This is a genomic window from Variovorax sp. GW531-E2 (genome assembly GCF_059423125.1).
In genome coordinates, this window is record NZ_JBWKXQ010000067.1 from 1 (window position 1) to 21,022 (window position 21,022).

The 21,022-nt window shown below is 69.3% G+C and carries 17 protein-coding genes; 11 read left to right on the top strand and 6 right to left on the bottom strand.

Annotated elements, in window-relative coordinates; genetic code table 11:
• Positions 1–95: 95 nt before the first annotated feature.
• Positions 96–1,637 (bottom strand): glycine betaine ABC transporter substrate-binding protein, encoded by a 1,542-nt coding sequence (locus AC07XP_RS27320; protein WP_495266439.1) that lies wholly within the window; start codon positions 1,635–1,637, stop codon positions 96–98.
• Between the two features lie 110 nt (positions 1,638–1,747).
• Between AC07XP_RS27320 and AC07XP_RS27325 the strand changes: the two genes are divergently transcribed.
• Entirely contained in the window at positions 1,748–2,806 is a 1,059-nt protein-coding gene (locus AC07XP_RS27325) for an ROK family protein (protein ID WP_495266440.1), read from the top strand.
• A gap of 13 nt (positions 2,807–2,819) precedes the next feature.
• Here the strand turns inward: AC07XP_RS27325 and AC07XP_RS27330 are convergent, their stop codons facing one another.
• From AC07XP_RS27330 to AC07XP_RS27345, 4 genes are all read right to left on the bottom strand, one after another.
• Positions 2,820–4,583, bottom strand: coding sequence for an Ig-like domain-containing protein (locus AC07XP_RS27330; RefSeq protein WP_495266441.1), 1,764 nt, complete (start codon positions 4,581–4,583; stop codon positions 2,820–2,822).
• Positions 4,584–5,122: 539 nt separating this feature from the next.
• The gene (locus tag AC07XP_RS27335) at positions 5,123–6,502 is read right to left on the bottom strand and encodes a phospholipase D-like domain-containing protein (RefSeq protein ID WP_495266442.1); all 1,380 of its coding nucleotides are present in this window, start codon (positions 6,500–6,502) and stop codon (positions 5,123–5,125) included.
• A gap of 25 nt (positions 6,503–6,527) precedes the next feature.
• Entirely contained in the window at positions 6,528–7,196 is a 669-nt protein-coding gene (locus AC07XP_RS27340) for a glutathione S-transferase family protein (protein WP_495266443.1), read from the bottom strand.
• 27 nt (positions 7,197–7,223) lie between these two features.
• Entirely contained in the window at positions 7,224–8,345 is a 1,122-nt protein-coding gene (locus tag AC07XP_RS27345; protein ID WP_495266444.1) for a 5-methyltetrahydropteroyltriglutamate--homocysteine S-methyltransferase, read from the bottom strand.
• Positions 8,346–8,490: 145 nt separating this feature from the next.
• On the opposite strand from AC07XP_RS27345, the gene AC07XP_RS27350 reads away from it, so the two are divergent.
• From AC07XP_RS27350 to AC07XP_RS27395, 10 genes are all read left to right on the top strand, one after another.
• Positions 8,491–9,600 carry an aromatic ring-hydroxylating dioxygenase subunit alpha gene (locus tag AC07XP_RS27350; RefSeq protein WP_495266445.1) on the top strand — a complete coding sequence of 370 codons (1,110 nt, stop codon included), beginning with the start codon at positions 8,491–8,493 and terminating at the stop codon, positions 9,598–9,600.
• Positions 9,600–10,373: a GntR family transcriptional regulator gene (locus AC07XP_RS27355; RefSeq protein WP_062470623.1), complete on the top strand. Its 774-nt coding sequence runs from the start codon at positions 9,600–9,602 to the stop codon at positions 10,371–10,373. The genes AC07XP_RS27350 and AC07XP_RS27355 overlap by 1 nt, the downstream gene beginning before the upstream one ends.
• Before the next feature lie 43 nt (positions 10,374–10,416).
• Positions 10,417–11,406, top strand: a complete 990-nt coding sequence (locus AC07XP_RS27360; RefSeq protein WP_495266446.1) for a PDR/VanB family oxidoreductase — start codon at positions 10,417–10,419, stop codon at positions 11,404–11,406.
• A gap of 155 nt (positions 11,407–11,561) precedes the next feature.
• Positions 11,562–12,746: an ABC transporter substrate-binding protein gene (locus AC07XP_RS27365; RefSeq protein ID WP_062470617.1), complete on the top strand. Its 1,185-nt coding sequence runs from the start codon at positions 11,562–11,564 to the stop codon at positions 12,744–12,746.
• Positions 12,747–13,082: 336 nt separating this feature from the next.
• Positions 13,083–13,955: a branched-chain amino acid ABC transporter permease gene (locus AC07XP_RS27370; RefSeq protein WP_056582994.1), complete on the top strand. Its 873-nt coding sequence runs from the start codon at positions 13,083–13,085 to the stop codon at positions 13,953–13,955.
• Position 13,956: 1 nt separating this feature from the next.
• Positions 13,957–14,943 carry a branched-chain amino acid ABC transporter permease gene (locus AC07XP_RS27375; protein ID WP_369644033.1) on the top strand — a complete coding sequence of 329 codons (987 nt, stop codon included), beginning with the start codon at positions 13,957–13,959 and terminating at the stop codon, positions 14,941–14,943.
• Positions 14,940–15,701 carry an ABC transporter ATP-binding protein gene (locus tag AC07XP_RS27380; protein WP_492732525.1) on the top strand — a complete coding sequence of 254 codons (762 nt, stop codon included), beginning with the start codon at positions 14,940–14,942 and terminating at the stop codon, positions 15,699–15,701. The genes AC07XP_RS27375 and AC07XP_RS27380 overlap by 4 nt, the downstream gene beginning before the upstream one ends.
• Positions 15,694–16,401 carry an ABC transporter ATP-binding protein gene (locus AC07XP_RS27385; protein WP_095744599.1) on the top strand — a complete coding sequence of 236 codons (708 nt, stop codon included), beginning with the start codon at positions 15,694–15,696 and terminating at the stop codon, positions 16,399–16,401. The genes AC07XP_RS27380 and AC07XP_RS27385 overlap by 8 nt, the downstream gene beginning before the upstream one ends.
• 75 nt (positions 16,402–16,476) lie before the next feature.
• Complete coding sequence (locus tag AC07XP_RS27390; RefSeq protein WP_495266447.1) at positions 16,477–18,144, top strand: tannase/feruloyl esterase family alpha/beta hydrolase; 1,668 nt, start codon at positions 16,477–16,479, stop codon at positions 18,142–18,144.
• Positions 18,145–18,267: 123 nt separating this feature from the next.
• On the top strand, positions 18,268–18,567 hold the full coding sequence (locus AC07XP_RS27395) for a putative quinol monooxygenase (protein WP_070059654.1): 300 nt from the start codon (positions 18,268–18,270) through the stop codon (positions 18,565–18,567).
• A 10-nt stretch (positions 18,568–18,577) separates the two neighbouring features.
• Here AC07XP_RS27395 and AC07XP_RS27400 read toward each other — a convergent pair whose 3' ends face one another.
• Positions 18,578–20,950, bottom strand: coding sequence for a TonB-dependent siderophore receptor (locus tag AC07XP_RS27400; protein ID WP_495266448.1), 2,373 nt, complete (start codon positions 20,948–20,950; stop codon positions 18,578–18,580).
• Between the last annotated feature and the right edge of the window lie 72 nt (positions 20,951–21,022).

Sequence of the window (21,022 nt, forward strand, 5' to 3'; positions counted from 1 at the left end):
GTGCCTTGCGCAGCGAAATCAAGGAGGAGGGCGAAGCCCGGGGGACATTCGCGGAGCAAGGCACCGCGTCGGCGGGAGCGTCGCCCCGAAACAGCTCAGGCCAATGGCGCCCTGCGGCTGCGACGCATCAGGAACTCGATCAGCTCGAAGATGCCTTCGCTGATCAGCGCCATGGCAGCAGCCGGCAGCGCTCCGGCCATCAACAGCTCGCGGTCGTTGAGCGCGAGTCCCGTCACGATGCGCTCACCGAAACCACCCGCGCCGATGAAAGCAGCGATGGTGGCCGTGCCGATGGCAATGGCTGTCGCGGTGCGAACGCCCGCCAGTAGCGTGGGCAACGCGAGAGGAAGAAGCACCAGCTGAAGGCTCTGCGGCGGCGTCATGCCCAGCGCGGTGCCGGCCAGCCGAAGTCCATTCGGCACTTCGGCCAGCCCGGTCACGGTGTTGCGCATGATCGGCAGCAGCGAATACAGCGTGAGCGCGATGAGCGCGGGCAGGGCGCCAATGGCGCCCAACAAGGAGATCAGCACCGCGAGCAGCGCCAGCGACGGCACCGTCTGCATCACGCTCGCAAAGCCCAGCACCACGGCGCGCAGCCGCAGGTGCGGAAACACGAGGATCGCGAGCGGCACGCCGATGAGGATGGCCACGCCGACCGACACCGCCACCAGCAGCAGGTGCTGGCGCGCGAGCGGCCAGAGGTCGGGCCCGAAGAGCTTGGCCGTGAAGCCGCGCGCGGCGCTCGGTGGCGTCTTTCCGTCTTTGGTGGCGCCGGCCAGGAAGTCGCGCGCGATCGTGTCGAAGCGCACGCCCTGCAGTTCTGCGCGCGCGTTCATCGCGATCATGGCGTGCTCGTCGATCTTGCCTTCGAGCGCCTGCAACGCAGCCCACGCCTTCGGCAGCCGCGCAGGCAGGTCGAGCTTGTAGAGCACCACCGCGTCGTAGCGCGGAAAGTACTGCTTGTCGTCCACGAGCACGCGCAGGCCGAGGTGGTCGATCTTGGCGTCGGTGGTGTAGATGTCGATGGCGTCGATCTGTTTGGCCGTCATCGCTTCGTAGGCCAGGCCGTGGTCGAGCCCGGTCGGCGTCTGCGTGAAGCCGTAGCGCGCAGCCAGGCCCTTCCAGCCGTCGGCGCGGCCGATGAATTCGTTCGACAGCCCGATGCGCAGTTCGGGGTGTTTGGCCAGGTCGCTCAGCGTGCGCAGCCCGAGCTTGTCGGCATCGGCGGCGCGCACGGCCAGCGCGTAGCCGTCGTTGAAGCCCAGCGGAATCGCCACGCCCAGCCCGAGCGGCGCGAGCGCGGCGTTCATGGCCTCGCGCGTGTCGGCGGGCGAGCCCTTGAGGATCTCGAGTGCGATGGTGCCGGTGTATTCGGCGTACAGGTCGATGGCGCCGGAGCGCAGCGCTTCGTAGACGATGGCCGTGTTGCCCAGCCCCTGCCGCACGACGGGCGGCGAGGCGGTGTGCGGCGCGGCGGTCTGCGCCAGCACCTCGGCCAGGATGTACGACTCGGTGAAGCGCTTGGAGCCGACGCGCAGCGTCTCGTCGGCGGCCTGCGCGCGGGGGGCGGCGGCGGCCAGCCAGAGCATCGCGAAAAGCCACAGGGCGGGGTGCCAGAAGCTGCGAGGCAGGTGCATCCGGATCAGTGTATCGGCATCGCCGCGCCCGCCGTACCCGTCCGTCTCCTACACGCCGTGGTGCGCGAAGCCGATGCGCCACGGCCGCGCAGCGGCCCATAGTGGCCGTCATGAAAAAAACCAGGCACGCGCCCCCCGGTCCCGACATCCACGGCCTGCGTGAGCTGCCCGGCTTGCGCGTGGACGGCTACAGCCTGCAGCTGCGCGACAAGGACGGCTTCGTCGGCGACCAAGCCAGCCAGACGGCGTTTCGCGAACTGCTCGAGCGCTGGCGCAAGCGGCGCCGCAAGACCGGCCGCGACCCGCTGGGCGCGGCCCATTCGCGCGACCTGAGCAAGAAGCAGCTCGACCGCGCGCTGCAGGGAAAGACCGCCACGGCCGCCGGGGACGTGATGCACGGCGCCATCGAGGAGTTCGCGCAAGAGCTGGCCTTCGTGGTCCAGCGCTTCGTGCGCCAGCCCTCGTGGCGCAAGGTGCAGCGCATCGTGGTCGGCGGCGGCTTTCCCGAGAGCGACGTGGGCGAGCGCGCGATCCTGGAGGCGGGCGCGATGCTCGAAGACCTGGGCGTGCACGTGCAGCTGGGCCGGCTGTCGCACAACGTGGACGACGGCGGGCTGATCGGCTGGGCGCACCTGACGCCGCCGCCGCTGCTGAAGGGGCACGACGCCATCTTGGCCGTGGACATCGGCGGCACCAACGTGCGCTGCGGCATCGTGAAGACGCGCCACCGCAAGGCGCCGGACTTCTCGCGCGCGAAAGTGGTCAAGCGAGAAAAGTGGCGCCACGCCGACGACGGCCCGAACCGCAGCCACATGGTCGAGCGCATCGCCGACATGCTCGAGGACATGGTCGTCTACGCCGAGCGCCGCAAGATCCGGCTCGCGCCCTTCATCGGCATCGGCTGCCCGGGGTTGATCCGCTCCGACGGCTCGATCGCGCGCGGCGCGCAGAACCTGCCGGGCGACTGGGAGAGCCGGGCCTTCCACCTGCCGGCCGCGCTGTGGCGGCGGCTGCCGATCATCGGCTCGGGCGCGACGCTGGTGCTCATGCACAACGACGCGGTGGTGCAGGGCCTGAGCGAGCTGCCCTTCATGCGCGACGTGCGCCACTGGGGCGTGCTGACCATCGGCACGGGGCTGGGCAACGCCAGCTTCACGAACCGGCGTTGACGAGCGCTACCCCTTACAGGTCTTCGGGCCGCAGTTCCGCGCCGACGCGCGCGGTGGCCGAGGTGGTGGCGACGTTGCCCGCCGCATCGGTGGCGCGCAGCTCGATGTTCGCCAGGCCGGCGCGCGCGGGCGTCCAGCTGCAGGCGTAGGGCGCGGCGCGCAGCGCGCAGACGGTCTTGCCGTCGACGATGAAGGCCAGTTCGGCCACGCCGACATCGTCGGTCGCGCTGCCCGACAGCCGCACCGGCAGGCCGGCGGCCGACGAGGCCATCGGCGGCGCGTTCAGCGTGACGGTCGGAGTGGTGGTGTCGGCGGGCGCGCGCACGATCACCTGCGCCGACGCGACCTCGGCATTGCCCGCCGCATCGATGGCGATCACGCGGACGATCTGCACGCCCGGCGCGGTCGGCGTCCAGTGGCAGGTGTAGGGCGGGGCGGTGAAGGTGCAGATCGGCAGGCTGTCGGTGCCGATCACCTTCACGCCGAAGACGCCGACGTTGTCGACCGCCACGGGCGCCAGCGCCACGGGTTGGCCCACGGTCGCCATCGCCGGCGCGGCCAGGGACACGGCCGGCTTCTGGCTGTCGGGCACGCCCAGCGGCAGGTCGATGGTGAAGGCCGCCTGCCCCTGCACCGCCTTCTGCTCGAAGGCGTCGAAGATGGTGAACCAGGTCGCGCCCGGTGCGCGGCCCGGGGCCTGCGCCTTCACGAGCAAGGTGGTCTTGCCGACGGCGAAGCAGCTGAAGCCGCAGCGCCAGTCGAAGACAAAGCGGCCTTCGGCGTTGGTGCTGCCCTGCGCGATCGGCTCCAGCGGCTTGCCGGCGCCCGGGTCGCGCCACACCGACACCGGCGCGCCGGCCAGCGCGGCGCCGCTCTCGCGCTCGGTCACGCGCACCTGGGTGGTGGTGGTCGCGGCCATGAACTTCGAGCTGCCGAGCTTGGGCCAGTCGCGCCAGTCGGTGTTGATCTGCGCCTTGGTGCCTTCGGTGAAGCGGATCAGGCCGAGCGTGGCGACGCGGTTGGCGGCCGGGTCGTAGCGCTGCTCGAACACGGTGCCCAGCAGCGGGTCGAGGCGCCAGTGCTGGCGCGTCCACCAGTAGCGGTCGGTGTGCTTCACGAGGGCGAGGTCGCTGGCGGGCGCGGTCTCGGTGGTGTCGGCGACGGCGATGGCGTTGTAGTACTCGCCCGAGCCGGCGCCGAACACGTGCTCCAGCTCGTGCAGCAGGGTCTTGAGCTGGCGCCCGAGGTAGTCCTTCTCGGTGGACTCGGGCGCGGCCGGCGTGATGGCGCGCGACAGGCGCAGCGGGTCGTGGATGGCGGTCCAGTTCAGGTTCCACGTCACGCCGGTGGGCGGGAAGGTGGTGCTGGTGGTCAGGCCGCCGTGGCTGTAGCCGCGCTTCGAGGGGCCGACGCACAGCACGATCTCGCCGCCGGCCACACCGCTGAAGCCGCAGGGCGGCGCCGCGCCGGGCGCGACGACCTGCAGGTCTTTCGCGGGGTCGAAGGTGAAGCTGCGCACGGTCTCGCGCTGGAATACGGTGTTGAGGTCGGCCACGTACTGCGCGAGCCGGCGGCCGGCCTCGGGCGCGCCGATGTCGGCCGCCAGTTGCGGGTCGATGAAGAAGCGCAGGCGGTGCACGCTCGGCGTGGCGCGGCCGACTTCGTTCAGGGCCGCCCAGGTCGGGGCGGCGGACAACGGCAGCAGCAGGGCCCAAACGACAGGCAAGGCTGCGCCCAGCCGGCGCGCGAGCGCCAGCAGCGAATCAATGAAAGGCATCGATTTTTCTCCCCGTGCTCAGGGGAATCCGGCAGTGATCGACAACAAAGGGGATCGCTTGGGGCCGCGCGAAGGTGTCGCCCGGCGCCCAGCGCTCAAACCCCGCCGCGACCGCCTTTGCCGGTCACGCTCCTGCATCGCATCGAGGTCGCCGAAGGCGATACGCCCTGACGGACGCCGATGCTTCTGAAGTGCGGGGGGACTACTGGTTGCTCATTCAGTGCAGAGGGCGGGCGGACCGCTCATTCCTCCCCACGATGTGGCAACAATCAGTGAACCTTTATCTTAATTTCTGGGCTCGTAGGAAGGGAACTTGCCTCGCTGTAGTGGTGCCTGTTATTTGGGCACTTTCTCACGACAACGGCGGTACGAATGGCGCTTCGGTGGGCCCCATGAGGCCGGGCCGGAGCGGGCTGCCCCGCAATGCAGGGGGCCCCGGAAGAACGGTCATCCACCGGAACCGGTGGCAATTCTAGTGCGAATGTTCAATTGGTTGCAATTGTGTTGCATTCGTGCATCTTGGGCGACGCACCGCCCGCCTACAGCTGGAAGGCGACGGTCAGCAGCAGCCCTTCGGCCACGTCGCGCAGCAGCCCCGGGCGCCGCGCGCGGTAGGGCTCGCCGGCCGAGGCCGTGGTCTCGATCCATTCGGCCAGCCATTCGATGTCGTCGTGGCCGTAGAACACTACCGCCGCCTCGTGGTTCAGCAGCAGGCTGCGCAGGTCGAGGTTGATCGAGCCGCACATCGCCAGTTCGTCGTCGACCACCACGGCCTTGGCGTGGGCCATGAAGGGCAGCATGCGAAAGCTCACGCCCGCGCGCGCCAGGTCGCGCATGGCGCGTGCGCGCACGAAGTCGGCCAGCCGGTGGTTCGACTGCGCGGGCATCGCGATGGTCACCTGCACGCCGCGCCGCGCGGCGAGGCGCAGCGCATCGCGCAGGCCGTCGCCGGGCACGAAGTAGGGCGTGATCGCGAGGATGCGGTGCTCGGCGCGAAAGCAGGCGTCGATGAGCAGCGCATGCGCCGTGTCCTCGGTCTGGTCGGGGCCGCTCGGCAGGAACTGGGCCATCGCGCAGCCGGGGCCCGCGGGCACGTCGGCGGCGGTGATGGCGCGCGCCTTGCGCCCGCGCACCGAGCTCCAGTCGTGGTCGAACTGGCGCGCGGCGGCGGCGGCCACGCTGCCCTGCAGGTCGAAGGACAGGTCGTGCCAGGCTTCGGGGTGCTTGTCGTTGCCGGAGAAGTACTCGCCCGCGAGGTTGCGCCCGCCCGACCACAGCCAGCGGTCGTCGGCGATGGTGAGCTTGCGGTGGTTGCGCAGGTTGCGCGGCCCGATGCGGCGCAGGCTGAAGAAGGGGCGGAACACCGCTACCTCGCCGCCGGCCGCGCGCAGCCGGTCGAAGTGATGGCGCGGCAGCGAGAGCGCACCGAAGCCGTCGAGTAGCACGCGCACCTTGACGCCCTCGCGCGCGCGCTGCGCGAGCCGCGCCAGCACGGCGTGGCCGAGCGCGTCGTCGCCGATGATGAAGGTGCACACGTCCAGGCGCTGGCTCGCACCGTCGATCACCTCGAACAGCGCCTCGCGCGCGGCCTCGCCGTCGGCGTGCATGCGGATCGCGCAGCGCCCGGGCGGCGCCAGGCCGAAGCTCTCGATCAGGTCGGCCGCCCAGTGGCCCGGCGGCAGCGAACGCGGCGGCCGGGGCGCGCCGGCCGGGCGCAGCTTGCGCTGGCCGAACAGCAGGTACATCGGCAGGATCACGTACGGCATGAGCACCAGCCCCATGACCCACGCGATGGCGGTGGTGGGGGCGCGCTGCTCGCGGCGCGTGCGCGTGGTCAGCACATAGACCAGCAACGCGAAAGTGACGACAAGAAAATGCTGCGAAGGGGAGGGCAGCCAGTCGAAGAGGGTGTCCGGCATGGGCGGGTGATGCCTCGGTGCCCGCTCAGCGCTGCAGGAAGGCCGGCACGCCGCGCCCTTGCGAAGCCAGGAACCGCATCATCGGATCGACCACCGTGCGCACCGCGGGCCGCGCGCCCACGCGCTCGCGCCAGGCCACGAGGCGCGGCGTAGCCTCGGTCATGCCGGCGCCCTTGCGGTCGGCGAACACATGCGCCATGTAGAAGGCGATGTCGGCGAAGGAGTAGGGGCCGGCCAGGTATTCGCGCGTGGCGAGCAGGCCCTCCATCTCTTCGTAGAAGCGCGCGCAGCCGGCGCATGCGGCCACGGCCGGCGCGCTCTGCATGGCGTCCTGCAAGCCGAAGAGCTTGATGACGTTGGGGAAGAACACCTCGTCCGACTTCTGCTCCAGCTGCCGCGCGCGGGCCCGGTCGGCGATGCCTTCGGGCCACAGCGCGGGCTGCGGATAGCGGCCTTCGAGGTACTCGAAGATCTGCGTCGAATCGAACAACGCCACCTCGTCGTCGACCAGCACCGGCACCTGCTGCTTCACCGGGTTCACGCGCAGCACCTCGGGGTGCTTGGGCTCGTAGGCGTCGTCGGTGGTGAACGGCACCATGGTGAGCTCGAAAGTGATGCCTTTTTCGTACGCGGCGATCTGCACCTTCGCGCCGAACATGCTGAGGGGGCCGGAGTAAATCTGCGTCGTCGTCATGCCCCCGACTTCAACAGAAAGCGCGCGTCAGGTCGAGCCCCAGACCTCCTGCGCCGTCTCGACCACGAGCCGCAGCTTGTTGCGCTGCGCTTCGACCGCGATGTTGTTGCCGTGCACCGTGCTGGAGAAGCCGCACTGCGGCGACAGCGCGAGCTGGTCGAGCGAGGCGTACTTGCTGGCGTCCTCGATGCGGCGCTTGAGCTCGTCCTTGTCTTCCATCTCGCCGAACTTCGTGGTCACGAGGCCGAGCACCACGGTCTTGCCCTTGGGCAGGTAGCGCAGCGGCTTGAAGTCGCCTGAGCGGGCGTCGTCGTATTCCATGAAGTAGGCGTCGAGGTCCATCTCCTTCAGCAGCGCCTCGGCCACGGGCTCGTAGTTGCCAGCCGCGGCGTGCGTGCTCTTGAAGTTGCCGCGGCACAGGTGCATGGCCAACAGCATGCCCGGCGGCTTCTGCGCCACCACCTTGTTGATGAAGGCCGCGTAGCGGTGGGGCAGCTCGTTCGGGTCGTCACCGCGCTTGCGGGCGGCTTCGCGCATGTGCTCGTCGCACAGGTAGGCGAGGTTGGTGTCGTCCATCTGCACGTAGGTGCAGCCGGCCGCGGCCAGCGAGCGCAGCTCGTCGCCGTAGGCCTTGGCCACGTCGTCGTAGAAGGTCGGGTCGAGCTCGGGGTACGCCTCTTTGCTGATGCCGGCGCGACCGCCGCGGAAGTGCAGCATCGTCGGCGAGGGGATCGTCACCTTCGGCGTGCGGCCGGCCGAGACCTGGCTCTTGAGGTACTGGAAGTCGGCGAGCTGGATGTCCTTCACGTGGCGCACCTTGTCGAGCACGCGCATCGCGGGCGGCGCCAGTTCCTCGGTGCCGTCGGGGCGGCGGATGGTGACCGGAATGTCGGTCTTCACGCCGCCGAGCTGGTCGAGGAAGTCGATGTGGAAGTAGGTGCGGCGGAACTCGCCGTCGGTGATGCTTTTGAGCCCGATGTCTTCCTGGAAGCGGACGATCTCGGTGATGGCCTTGTCTTCGACCTCGCGCAGTTGCTCGGGCGTGATCTGGCCCTTGGCTTTCTGTTCGCGTGCTTCGAGCAGGTACTGGGGGCGCAGGAAGCTGCCCACGTGGTCGTAGCGGGCGGGCAGGGCGGCATGCTGGGACATGGAATGAACTCCGTCGTGACTGTGAACGAGCGGAATCCTATCGCCTTCGCGTGAAGATTGTTTGTATACGTTGAACTCAGTATTTACCCTTGAATAAGGGGTCATACGCTGGAATTCCTCGCTGTTCTGTATACATTGCGTATTCATGAAGACGCCCACGACCGCCTTTCCGCTCAACGCCTGGTATGCCGCCGCCTACGACGTCGAAGTGCGTCACGCGCTGCTGCCACGCACCATCTGCAACCAGAAAGTGGTGCTGTTTCGCCGCACCGACGGCCAGGTGGCCGCGCTCGAAGACGCCTGCTGGCACCGGCTGATGCCGCTGTCGCTGGGCCGCCTCGAGGGCGACGAGCTGGTCTGCGGCTACCACGGCCTGGTCTACAACAGCCAGGGCCGCTGCACCCACATGCCGAGCCAGGAAACGCTCAACCCTTCGGCCTGCGTGCGCAGCTTTCCGGTGGTCGAGAAGCACCGCTTCGTGTGGATCTGGCCCGGCGACCCGGCCAAGGCCGACCCGGCGCTGGTGCCCGACATGCACTGGAACGACGACCCGGCCTGGGCCGGCGACGGCAAGATGATCCGCGTCCACTGCGACTACCGCCTCGTGGTCGACAACCTCATGGACCTCACGCACGAGACCTTCGTGCATGGCTCCTCCATCGGCAACCGCGAGGTGGCCGAGGCCCCCTTCGTGGCCACGCACGGCGACCGCTCGGCCACCGTCACGCGCTGGATGGAGAACATCGACGCGCCGCCGTTCTGGGGCAACCAGATCCGCCACGCGCGCGGCTATACGGGCAAGGTCGACCGCTGGCAGATCATCCGTTTCGAAGGCCCGTGCACGGTGAACATCGACGTCGGCGTGGCCGAGGCGGGCAGCGGCGCGGTGCCGTCGAACGACAACCCCGGCGACCGCAGCAAGGGCGTCAACGGCTACGTGCTCAACACCATCACGCCCGAGACCGACAAGACCTGTCTGTACTTCTGGGCCTTCGCGCGCAACTACTGCCTGGGCGAGCAGCGCCTCACGCACGAGCTGCGCGAGGGCGTTTCGGGCATCTTCCGCGAGGACGAGATCGTGCTCGAGGCGCAGCAGAAAGCCATCGACGAGCACCCCGACCACCAGTTCTACAACCTCAACATCGACGCCGGCTCGATGTGGGCGCGCCGCCTCATCGACCGCATGATCGAGAAGGAGCGGCCCGCGCGCGCCGCGATCCCGATCCGTCCCGCCCCAGAGAGCCAGGCCGCGTGATGAAGGTCGCCACGGTCTCTCCCGCCGAGCCCGGCGACAGCGGCAGTTCGCAGGCCGTGAAGGCGCAGCTGCGGCTGCGCGAAATGATCCTCGCGGGCGAGCTGCCCGGCGGCGCGCGCATTGCCGAGGTCGCCATTTCCGAACAGCTCGGCGTGTCGCGCACGCCGGTGCGCAGCGCGCTCATGCGACTCGAACAGGAAGGCCTGCTCGAAGCGCTGCCCAACGGCGGCTATGCGGTGCGCACCTTTTCCGAACGCGACGTGGCCGACGCCATCGAACTGCGCGGCACGCTCGAAGGCCTCGTGGCGCGGCTGGCGGCCGAGCGCGGCGCGGCGCCCGTGGTGCTGCGCGAGGCGCGCGCCTGCCTCACGCGCATCGACGAGCTGCTGCGCGAGCCCGCGCTCGACGACGCGGCCTTCTCGCGCTACGTGACGCACAACGAGAAATTCCACGCGCTGCTGTGCGAGATGGCGGGCAGCCCCGTCATCGCGCAGCAGCTCGAACGCGTGGTCAACCTGCCGTTCGCCTCGCCCTCGGGCTTCGTCATCGTGCAGGCCAATTCGCCGGCCGCGCGCGACATGCTCGTGATCGCGCAGGACCAGCACCTGCAGGTGCTCGACGCCATCGAGTCCGGCGAAGGCTCGCGCGCCGAGGCGCTGATGCGCGAGCACAGCCGCATCGCGCGGCGCAACCTGCGCGAGGCGCTGCATGGCACGCCGAGCGCCGAACAGCGTCCGCTGCCGGGCGTGCAACTGATCCGCCGCCGCGGCTGATCGACGACTTCTTTTTCTTCTCTTTCCCCGCTGGTGTTCCCCGATGAAAAGCGATCTTCAATGGATGCAGGCGCAGGTGGTGGCGCTGCGCGACGTCACGCCCACCGTGCGCGAGTTCACGCTGCGCCCCGACACCGATTTCGTTGCCGCGCATGAGCCCGGCGCCCACCTGCAGGTGCAGGTGATGACCGAGCAGGGCCGCGTGCAGACGCGCTCCTACTCGCTGGTGGGCGAGGGCGACGGCAGCTGCTGGCGCATTGCCGTCAAGCGGCTGGACGACGGCCGGGGCGGCTCGCGCGCGATGTGGCGGCTGGCCGAGGGCGACCGGCTGCAGGTGAGCGCGCCGCAGAACCACTTTCCGCTCGACCTCGCGGCGCCCGGCTACCTGCTGGTGGCCGGCGGCATCGGCATCACGCCGCTGGTGCTGATGGCGCAGCGCCTGGGCGCGCTGGCCCGACGCCGCGGCGTGCCGGTGGCCATGCTGTACGGCGCGCGCCATGCGGGCGAGTTCGGCTACCTCGACACCCTGCGCGACGCGCTGGGCGAGGCCGGCGTGCAGGCGCACGAAGGCGCCGCGCCCATCGACTTCGACGCCGCCATCGCCGCGCTGCCGCCCGGCGGCCAGCTCTACACCTGCGGCCCGGTGCCGATGCTCGAAGCCGTCAAGCGCGCCTGGGCCGCAGCGGGCCGGCCGCTCGCCGACCTGCGCTTCGAAACCTTCGGCAGCAGCGGCCGGCTTGCCACGCAGGCCTTCACCGTGCGCATTCCGCGCCACGACCTGTCGATCACCGTGCCGGCCGACTGCACCCTGCTCGACGCGCTCGATGCGGCCGGCGTGCAGACCCTGTCGGACTGCAAGCGCGGCGAGTGCGGCCTGTGCGCCATGGACGTGCTGGCCGTGGACGGCGAGGTCGACCACCGCGACGTGTTCCTGAGCCCGCACGAGAAGCAGGCGACCACGCGCATCTGCGCCTGCGTGTCACGCGCCGTGGGTACGCTCACGCTCGATTCCGCGTACCGCCCGGACTGTTGAAAACATCGGTTGCGCGATCATCGCGCAACCATTCGACTGATCGCGCAACAAAGACCCGTGCGGCGGGTGGGTAGGTGGTTGCCTGCTCCGTCAATTGTTGCGAATTGTTCAAAATACGCCCGGTTTCGCGTTCCGTCCCTCAAAGGAAAAATTCCATGCAAAGACGCCATCTCATCCAGACCGCCGGCCTTTCGGCGATTGCGCTCGCCACCGCGCTGTCGCTGCCTGTGGCCAGCGCCCAGGACAACAAGTTCAAGATCGGCCTGATCCTGCCGATGACGGGGCAGTCGGCCTCCACCGGCCGCCAGATCGAGGCCGCCGCGCGCCTGTACATGGCACAGAACGGCGACACCGTGGCCGGCAAGAAGGTCGAGCTGATCGTGAAGGACGACACCGGCCTGCCCGACGTGACCAAGCGCCTGGCGCAGGAGCTCATCGTCAACGACAAGGTGAACGTGATCGCCGGCTTCGGCATCACGCCGGCCGCGCTGGCCGCCGCGCCGCTGGCCACGCAATCGAAGACGCCGCAGGTCGTGATGGCCGCCGCCACCTCGAGCATCACCGAGGCCTCGCCCTACATCGTGCGCAGCAGCTTCACGCTGCCGCAGGTGTCGGTGGTGATGGGCGACTGGGCGCCCAAGAACGGCGTGAAGTCGGTGGTCACGCTGGTCACCGACTACGGCCCGGGCAACGACGCCGAGAAGTTCTTCAGCGACCGCTTCCAGCTCAACGGCGGCAAGGTGCTCGAGAAGCTGCGCGTGCCGCTGCGCAACCCCGACTTCGCGCCGTTCCTGCAGAAGGTGCGCGACGCCAAGCCCGACGCGCTGTTCGTCTTCGTGCCCTCGGGCGCGGGCGCGGCGGTGATGAAGCAGTTCCTGGAGCGCGGCATGGACAAGGCCGGCATCAAGATGATCGCCACCGGCGACGTGACGGATGACGATCAACTGAACGACATGGGCGACGGCGCGCTGGGCGTGGTCACCTCGCACCACTACTCGGCCGCGCACCCCTCGGCGCTGAACAAGAAGTTCGTCGAGGCCTTCCAGAAAGCCAACCCCAAGATGCGCCCCAACTTCATGGCCGTGGGCGGCTATGACGGCATGCGCGTGATCTACGAAGCGCTCAAGACCACCAAGGGCCAAGGCGGCGGCGAAGCGCTGCTGGCAGCCATGAAGGGCCAGGTCTTCGAAAGCCCGCGCGGCCAGGTGCTGATCGATGCGCAGACGCGCGACATCGTGCAGGACGTGTACCTGCGCAAGGTTGAAAAGAAGGACGGGCAGCTCTACAACGTCGAGTTCGACGTGCTGAAGGGCGTGAAGGACCCGGGCAAGGCCAAGTAATTTCTCGGCGATTCGTCGTGTGGGGGCGCTGCCGTTCAGGGCGTCGCTCCCGCCGACGGGGTGCCTTGCTCCGCGAATGTCCCCCGGCCTTCGGCCTCCTCCTTGATTTCGCTGCGCAAGGCACCCCATCGACGTGAGCGTGTTCAGAGCACATGTTGATCGGCCCGCACAACGACCGCGCCCATCGTGCTCAGGACACTGGGTGCTTCCCGCAGCGAAATCAAGGAGGAGGGGCGAAGCCCCGGGGGACATTCGCGGAGGGAAGTACCCGGTGGCCTGTGCACGCATCCCGAATAGCAGCATCCTGAACGACCGCACCAGACCCAGACAACCGACATGCTGACCATTCTTTTCGACGGCATCGCCTACGGCATGCTGCTCTTCGTCCTCGCCGTGGGGCTGGCCGTGACGCTCGGGTTGATGAACTTCATCAACCTCGCGCACGGTGCCTTCGCCATGGCGGGCGGCTACCTCACCGTGTTCGCGATGCAGAAGTTCGGCGTGCCGTTCCTGGCCTGCCTGCCGCTCGCGTTCATCGTCGTCGCGCTGGCCGGCGCGCTGCTGGAGCGCACGCTCTACCGGCCGATGTACGGCAAGCCGCACCTGGACCAGGTGCTGTTCTCCATCGGGCTGGCGTTCATGGCCGTCGCGGCCGTCGACTACTTCGTCGGCTCGTCGCAGCAGAACCTGCAACTGCCCGAATGGCTGCGCGGGCGCAGCGAATTCGGCGACGGCGCGTTCCTGCTGGGCATGGGCCACTACCGCATCTTCATCATCGCCGTGTGCGCCGTGCTCACCGTGGTGCTGCAGCTCATCCTCTCGAAGACGCGCTTCGGCAGCCGCCTGCGCGCCGCCGTCGACGACCCGCGCGTGGCGGCCGGCCTGGGCATCAACGTCAACATCGTGTTCCTGCTGACCTTCGCCGTGGGCTCGGGCCTGGCCGGGCTGGGCGGCGCGCTGGGCGCGGAAATCCTCGGGCTCGACCCGACCTTCCCGCTCAAGTACATGATCTATTTCCTCATCGTCGTCTCGGTCGGCGGCACCTCGTCGATCACCGGGCCGCTCGCCGCCGCGCTGCTGCTCGGCATTGCCGACGTGGCCGGCAAGTACTTCATTCCGAAGATGGGCGCGTTCACCGTCTACCTGCTCATGATCCTGATCCTCATGTGGCGGCCCCAGGGCCTGTTCACGCGCAAGGGAGGCCGCTGACATGAGCGCGCCTGCCTATGAATCGGCCCTGCTGCGCACCGCGCGCTGGCGCCCCTGGGAGTTCGTGGTCTGGGCCGTGGCCTTCGCGCTGCCGCTGGCCATGCCCTCGCACTCGCTGCTGGTCAACGAGATCGCCATCGTCGCGCTGTTCGCGATGTCGCTCGACCTCATCCTTGGCTACACCGGCATCGTGTCGCTCGGCCACGCCGCCTTCTTCGGCTTCGGCGCGTACGCCGCCGCGCTGTTCGCCAAGCTCGTCATGCCCGACCCGACCGTCGGCCTCGTGTTCGCCACCGTGCTGTCGGCCGTGCTGGGCCTCGTGGCCAGCGTGACGATCTTGCGCGGCAGCGACCTCACGCGGCTCATGGTCACGCTGGGCACCGCGCTGCTGCTGCTCGAACTCGCCAACAAGCTCGACTGGCTCACCGGCGGCGCCGACGGCCTGCAGGGCGTGGTGATGGGGCCGGTGCTCGGCCTCTTCGAATTCGACCTGTATGGCCGCACGGCCGCCTGGTACTCGCTGGCCGTGATGCTCGTGCTGTTCCTCGTGATGCGCCGCATCGTGCATTCGCCCTTCGGCGCCACGCTCAAGGCCATCCGCGACAACCGGCTGCGCGCCATGGCCATCGGCATCCCGGTGGTGTCGCGGCTCGCCGTGGTCTACACCGTGGCCGCCGGCATCGCGGGCGCCGCGGGCGCGCTGCTGGCGCAGACCACCGGCTTCGCCTCGCTCGACGTGCTGGCCTTCGACCGCTCGGCCGACGTGCTGCTGATGCTGGTCATCGGCGGCGTGGGCTGGCTGTACGGTGGCGTGGCGGGCGCCATCGTCTTCAAGCTGCTGCAGACCTGGCTGTCGTCGGTGACGCCGCAGTACTGGATGTTCTGGATCGGCCTCATCCTCGTGCTGCTGGTGCTCGTGGGACGCGACCGGTTGCTCAAGCCGTGGACCTGGTTCGGCACCGCGAAGAAGAAGGGCGGTGCGGCATGACCGACACCGTGCTCTCGACGCAAGGCCTCGTGATGCGCTTCGGCGGCATCACCGCCACGAACAACGTCACGATGGAACTGAAGCGCGGCGCGCGCCATGCGCTCATCGGCCCGAACGGCGCCGGCAAGACCACGCTGATCAACCTGCTGACGGGCGTGCTCACGCCCACCGAAGGTCGCATCTCGCTGCTCGGCGAAGACATCACCACGCTCGCGCCGCACAAGCGCGTGGCGCGTGGGCTGGTGCGCACCTTCCAGATCAACCAGCTCTTCGACTCGATGACGCCGCTGGAAACGCTGGCGCTCGTGGTGTCGCAGCACAAGGGCATCGGCGCGCAGTGGTGGCGCCCGCTGGGCGCGGACAAGCGCATCGCCGAGCGGGCCGGGCAACTGCTGGAGCAGTTCCACCTTGCCGACGTTGCGCAGCAGCAGACGAAATTCATGGCCTACGGCAAGCGCCGCCTGCTGGAGATCGCCATTGCGCTGGCTTGCGAGCCGCGCGTGCTGCTGCTCGACGAGCCCGTGGCGGGCGTGCCCGCCGGCGAGCGCGAAGAGCTGCTGCAGACCGTGGCCGCGCTGCCGGCCGACGTGTCGGTGCTGCTCATCGAGCACGACATGGACCTGGTGTTCAGCTTCGCCGACCGCATGACCGTGCTGGTCAACGGCGCGCTGCTGACCGAAGGCGACCCCGAGACGATCGCCAACGACCCGAAGGTCAAAGAGGTCTACCTGGGCCACGGAGAACATGCCCATGTCTGAACTGCTGCGCATCGAGAACCTGAGCGCCGGCTACGGCGAGGCCGTGGTGCTGCACGACGTGGCCTTCACGCTCGGCGAGGGCCAGACGCTTGCGCTGCTGGGCCGCAACGGCACCGGCAAGACCACGCTCATCAACACGCTGGCCGGCGCCACGCGCCAGCACGGCGGCACCATCGCGCTCGGCGGGCAGGCGGCGCTGCACAAGCTGCAGCCGCACCAGCGCGCGGCGGCCGGCATCGGCTGGGTGCCGCAGGAGCGCAACATCTTCAAGTCGCTCACGGTGCACGAGAACCTCACGGCGGTGGAGCGGCCCGGCCAGTGGAACCCGCAGCGCGTCTACGAGATGTTCCCGCGCCTGGCGGAGCGCAAGACCAACCTGGGCACGCAGCTGTCGGGCGGCGAGCAGCAGATGCTGGCCGTGGGCCGCGCGCTGGTGCTCAACCCGAAGCTGCTGCTGCTCGACGAGCCGCTCGAAGGCCTGGCGCCGATCATCGTGGAAGAGCTGCTGCGCGCCATCCGCCGCATCACGCGTGACGAAGGGCTGGCCGCGATCATCGTGGAGCAGCACCCGCAGGCGATCCTCGCGATTTCCGACCAGGCCGTGGTGCTCGACCACGGGACCATCGTGCACGCCGACACCGCGGCGGCGCTGCGCGCGCAGCCGGAGGTGCTGGACCGGCTGTTGGGCGTGGCGCGGTAGCGGCCAGCCAGTCATAACGAACCATTAGGAGACAGACAGATGGCGACCCCGAAGACAGTGTTTTGCGGGGGCGCCATGCTGGCGACCGCCGCCTTGCTCGCCGCATGCGGCACGGCCCCGACCGGCCCCACGCGTCTCGGCCTCGGCGCCGATCCGGCCCAGGCTTGTGCGGCGCTCACCGCGCCGGTGGCGGCCGCCGCCATCGGCCTGCCCAGCGGCGCGGCGACGATCGATTCGGCAGCGCTCGTGCCGGCGTCGGCATTGGCCGTGGCCGAGCGCGGCCCCAGCCCCGCGTCGCGCATCACGCCGGCGATGCCTGCGTACTGCAAGGTGCTCGGGCGCATCGCGCCGCTCGACGCGAGCGCGCCGCCGATCCTGTTCCAGGTCAACCTGCCGCTCGCGTGGAACGGGCGCAGCGTGCAGTACGGCGGCGGGGGCTTCAACGGCACGCTGATCACCGGCCTGGCGCTGGTGCCTGCCGCGCGCTTCGACCTGCCCACGCCGCTCGCACAGGGCTATGTGACCTACGGCACCGACTCCGGTCACCAGAACGTGCAGGGCCAGCCGCCGCAGGCCTTTGCGCTCAACGACGAGGCGCTCGTGAACTTCGCGCATGCCTCGTACAAGAAGGTGCGCGACGTGGCGGTGGCGCTGACGCAGCGCGCCTACGGCCACGCGCCGCAGAAGCTCTACTTCATGGGCAGTTCCGAAGGCGGGCGCGAGGCGCTCACGATGGCGCAGCGTTATCCGCATGACTTCGACGGCATCTTCAGTCGCGTGCCGGTGATCAATTGGACCGGGCTGCAGCATGCGGGCACGCGCAACGGCATCGCCACCTTCGGCGAAGGCTGGCTGCGGCCCGCGCAGGTGCAGCTGGTGCACAACGCGGTGCTCGCGTCGTGCGACGCGACGGACGGCGTGGCCGACCGCATCGTGTCGAACCCGGTGGCCTGCCTGCAGCGCTTCGACCCGGCCACCTTGCGCTGCGCATCGGGCACGAGCGGCGACAACTGCCTCAACGACGCGCAGGTGCAGGCGGTGCGCACGCTGCGCTCGCCGTGGCGCTCGCCCGTGCCGCTGGCGCATGGCGTCACCGAGTACCCGGGCTGGGGCATCGGCGGTGAAGGCACGCCGGCCTTTGCGTCGATGGGCGGCTGGAACGCCTGGTGGACGGGCACCGCCGCGCCGACCGTGCCACCGCAGCCGAGCAACGGCATCGCGTGGTTCTACGGCAGCGGCGCGCTGCAGTATTTCTACGCGCGCAATCCGTCGCTCGACGTGCGCAACTACCGCGCCGAAGACTTCGCCGCGCGCATCGCCACCGTGTCGCAGCTGATGGACTCGACCAACCCCGACCTCAGCGCCTTCCATGCGCGCGGCGGCAAGCTGCTGATGCTGGAGCACATGGCCGACTACGCGCAGAGCCCGTTCGCGGGCATCCGCTACTACGAGTCGGTGGTGGCACGCATGGGCCGCGAGAACGTGGACCGCTTCATGCGCCTGTACACCGCGCCCGGTGTCGACCATGTGGGCAGCGGCGCACCGGCCAACGTCGACATGCTCGGCGCGCTGGCCGACTGGGTCGAGCGCGGACGTGCGCCGACCGGGCTGCAATTGCTTGAACAGGAAGTGCAGCCGCCGTTCAAGACGACCCGCGCGCGTCCGCTGTGCGAGTGGCCGCTGTGGCCGCGTTATGTGAGTGGGGATGCGTCGCAGGCGGCGAGCTTCCAGTGCAGCCGGTAGCGCTCGCTTGAAGCGGTCGCGATCTTCAAGGAGCGGTTGAAGGAGTTTCGGGGCGAGGGGGCTTTTTCATGTGCGAGGGGCGCCGCAGACTGCAGGCATCCGAACTTCACAACGCACCGACCCATGAGCACCACGCCCCTCATCAGCATCGCCGTCCTGAAGGCCAAGACCGGCCAGCGCGAGGCGCTGCGCGACGCCTTGAGCGCGCTGGTGGCGCCCACACGGCAAGAGCCCGGCTGCCTCGACTACACCTTGTTCGAACTGCGCGACGAGCCCGGCAGCTTCTACATGCGCGAGTCGTTCCAGGACCAGGCCGCGCTGGACGCGCACTTCGCCACGCCGTATTTCCAGGCCTTCGAAAAGCGGTTCGACGCGCTGCTGGACGCGCCGATCCGGCTGGTGTTCCTGGAGAAGGTCGCCTAGGCGTTGCGCCTCAGAACTGGTACTTGGCGCTCGCGACCACCGCGCGGTCGCTGCCGGGGTAGTACTTGCTGTACGCGCGCGATGCAGCGTACTGGCGGTTGGCCAGGTTCGTGGCGCTCAAGGCGAAGCGCCAGGGCCCGCGCTTGTAGTGCACCGTGGCGTCGAGCAGCGCGACGCCGCCTTCGGACGAGGTGTTGCCCACGTCGTTCCAGCGCTTGCCGATGTAGCGCACGCCGCCGCCGAAGCCGAAGCCGTTGCCCATCGTGTAGTCGAGCCAGAGCGAGGCCGTGTTGCGGGGCACCTGGATCGGTGTCTTGCCGCGCTCGGTGTCGTTGGCGCTTTCGCGCACCTTGGTGTCGAGCCAGGTGTAGGAGGCCGTGAGGTTCAGGTCGCGCGCCAGCTCGGCCTTGGCTTCGATTTCGAGCCCGCGCGAGCGGATGCGGCCGATCTGGCGCGCCTCGAAGGTGTTCTGGTCGTAGGTCACCACGTTGGATTTGCGCAGGTCGAACACGGCCGCGGTGAACAGCGCGCGCGTGCCCTCGGGCTGGAACTTGACGCCGGCCTCCACCTGCTTGCCACGGCTCGGCCGGAACGGCGTGCTGTTCAGGTCGACGCCGCTGGTCGGCATGAAGGATTCGGCGTAGCTCAGGTACGGTGCCCAGCCGTTGCCGACGAGGTAGCTCAGGGCCGCACGGCCGCTGAACTTGTCGTCGGTCTGTGTCGTGCGCTCGCCCTTCAGCCGGTCGTAGGTGGCGGACTTGACGTGGTCCTGCCGTCCACCGAGCGTGAGCAGCCAGTGGGGGCCGAACTTGATCTGGTCCTGTGCGTACACGCCGAGCTGCTCGGTGGTCTGCGTGAAGTTGCTGTCGGGCCGGAACGGTTCCGCCACCGGCAGGCCGTTGACGGGAAAGCGCAGGTCCAGGCTCGGCGCCGGCCCGGAGAACTGCTTGGCCGTGTATCGGACGCGCGACCAGTCGACGCCGAACAGCAGCGTGTGCTCGACGTCGCCGGTGCGCACGCGGCCCTGCAGCTGCGTGTCGGCGGTCCATTGGTTGACCCATTCGGGGGCGAAGCGCGCGGTGCGCCGCAACGTGTAGCCGTCGGGTGCGAGGTTGACGACCACGTGGTGCTTGTCGGTGTCGAAGCTGAAGTAGCGCGTGTTCTGGCGCACCGTCCAGTCGTCGTTGATGTGGTGTTCGAACAGGTAGCCGAGCGACGATTGCTGCTGCTTGATCCGGCTGTAGTTCGGTTCGCCCTGGATGAGCCCGGTGTCGCGCCCCTTCGCGTCGGTCACGTTGAAGGTGTCGTCGCTGGCATCGCTCTTCAGGAATTCGCCGAGCAGGGTGAACGAGGTGGCGGCCGACGGTTGCCAGCGCAGCGAAGGCGCGAGGTAGCTGCGCTTCACTTCGGCGGGCGCGCCGTTGGGATAACGCTGCTGGCTGTTGCTGTCCAGCTCGACGCCCACGAGGCGGTAGCTCAGCGTGTCGCTCAGGGCGCCGCCCAGGTCCACGGCCAGCTGCTTGCGCTGGAAGCTGCCGTACTGCACTTCGATCTCGCGCGTGGGCGTGCTGCTCGGCATCTTGCTGACGCGGTTGACGATGCCGCCTGCATCGCCCAGACCGAACATCACCGACGACGGGCCGCGCAGCACCTCGACGCGCTCGACGCCGTAGGGCTCGGTCAGCGAGTAGGCGGGCAGCAGCAGGCCGTCGCGGTACATGGCGTTGCCCGCGGTGGCGTCGAAGCCGCGCAGCAGCAGCCAGTCGATGCCGCGTGCGTCGTAGCCCCAGTTGCCGGCGACCACGCCCGGTGCGTAGCGCACGGCTTCCATCACGGTCTGCACGCCGCGTGCTTCGAGTTCTTCGCGGCCGATGACGGAGATCGACTGCGGCACTTCGAGGATCGGCGTGTCGGTCTTGGTGGCGCTCTGGCTGCGCCGGGCGACATAGCCCGGCACCGGGCCCAGGCTGGTTTCGAGTTCGGCGGTGGCGCTCACGGTCACGGCCGGCAGGGTGGCGCCGGCGGCGCTTGGCGCTTTCTCGATCACCAGCGTGCTGCCCGCTACGCGGCCGGCCAGCCCGCTGCCCTGGAGCAGTTGCGCGGCGGCGGCCTGCACGCTGAGGCTGGCCTGCACCGGGCGGCCCTGCAGGCCCTGCAGCAGGCCCGGCGCCGCCAGCAGCTGCACGCCGGCCTGGCGCGCAAGCTGGTTCAGTGCCTGGTCCAGCGGCTGGGCGGGGATCGAGAACGCGATGGCTGCGCCGGCGGCGGGCGGTGTCGCGCTCTGGGCCCAGGCGGTCTGGCTGGCTTGAGCGACCAGGCACAGCACGGCCGCCGCGATCAGGTGGCGCCGGCCGGCGGGGAGAAGAAGGTGGCGGGAGGGCATGCGGTTCTCTCGGTTCAGGTCGGGGTCATGAAAATTCCGGGACGTCCGCAGGGCGGTTGTTCCGGGCTCCAT

What these genes read in the sequence shown, in the direction of transcription:
- AC07XP_RS27320 (WP_495266439.1), bottom strand. Translation starts at nt 1,637, where the DNA reads ATGCACCTGCCTCGCAGCTTCTGGCACCCCGCCCTGTGGCTTTTCGCG.
- AC07XP_RS27325 (WP_495266440.1), top strand. Translation starts at nt 1,748, where the DNA reads ATGAAAAAAACCAGGCACGCGCCCCCCGGTCCCGACATCCACGGCCTG.
- AC07XP_RS27330 (WP_495266441.1), bottom strand. Translation starts at nt 4,583, where the DNA reads ATGCCTTTCATTGATTCGCTGCTGGCGCTCGCGCGCCGGCTGGGCGCA.
- AC07XP_RS27335 (WP_495266442.1), bottom strand. Translation starts at nt 6,502, where the DNA reads ATGCCGGACACCCTCTTCGACTGGCTGCCCTCCCCTTCGCAGCATTTT.
- AC07XP_RS27340 (WP_495266443.1), bottom strand. Translation starts at nt 7,196, where the DNA reads ATGACGACGACGCAGATTTACTCCGGCCCCCTCAGCATGTTCGGCGCG.
- AC07XP_RS27345 (WP_495266444.1), bottom strand. Translation starts at nt 8,345, where the DNA reads ATGTCCCAGCATGCCGCCCTGCCCGCCCGCTACGACCACGTGGGCAGC.
- AC07XP_RS27350 (WP_495266445.1), top strand. Translation starts at nt 8,491, where the DNA reads ATGAAGACGCCCACGACCGCCTTTCCGCTCAACGCCTGGTATGCCGCC.
- AC07XP_RS27355 (WP_062470623.1), top strand. Translation starts at nt 9,600, where the DNA reads ATGAAGGTCGCCACGGTCTCTCCCGCCGAGCCCGGCGACAGCGGCAGT.
- AC07XP_RS27360 (WP_495266446.1), top strand. Translation starts at nt 10,417, where the DNA reads ATGAAAAGCGATCTTCAATGGATGCAGGCGCAGGTGGTGGCGCTGCGC.
- AC07XP_RS27365 (WP_062470617.1), top strand. Translation starts at nt 11,562, where the DNA reads ATGCAAAGACGCCATCTCATCCAGACCGCCGGCCTTTCGGCGATTGCG.
- AC07XP_RS27370 (WP_056582994.1), top strand. Translation starts at nt 13,083, where the DNA reads ATGCTGACCATTCTTTTCGACGGCATCGCCTACGGCATGCTGCTCTTC.
- AC07XP_RS27375 (WP_369644033.1), top strand. Translation starts at nt 13,957, where the DNA reads ATGAGCGCGCCTGCCTATGAATCGGCCCTGCTGCGCACCGCGCGCTGG.
- AC07XP_RS27380 (WP_492732525.1), top strand. Translation starts at nt 14,940, where the DNA reads ATGACCGACACCGTGCTCTCGACGCAAGGCCTCGTGATGCGCTTCGGC.
- AC07XP_RS27385 (WP_095744599.1), top strand. Translation starts at nt 15,694, where the DNA reads ATGTCTGAACTGCTGCGCATCGAGAACCTGAGCGCCGGCTACGGCGAG.
- AC07XP_RS27390 (WP_495266447.1), top strand. Translation starts at nt 16,477, where the DNA reads ATGCTGGCGACCGCCGCCTTGCTCGCCGCATGCGGCACGGCCCCGACC.
- AC07XP_RS27395 (WP_070059654.1), top strand. Translation starts at nt 18,268, where the DNA reads ATGAGCACCACGCCCCTCATCAGCATCGCCGTCCTGAAGGCCAAGACC.
- AC07XP_RS27400 (WP_495266448.1), bottom strand. Translation starts at nt 20,950, where the DNA reads ATGCCCTCCCGCCACCTTCTTCTCCCCGCCGGCCGGCGCCACCTGATC.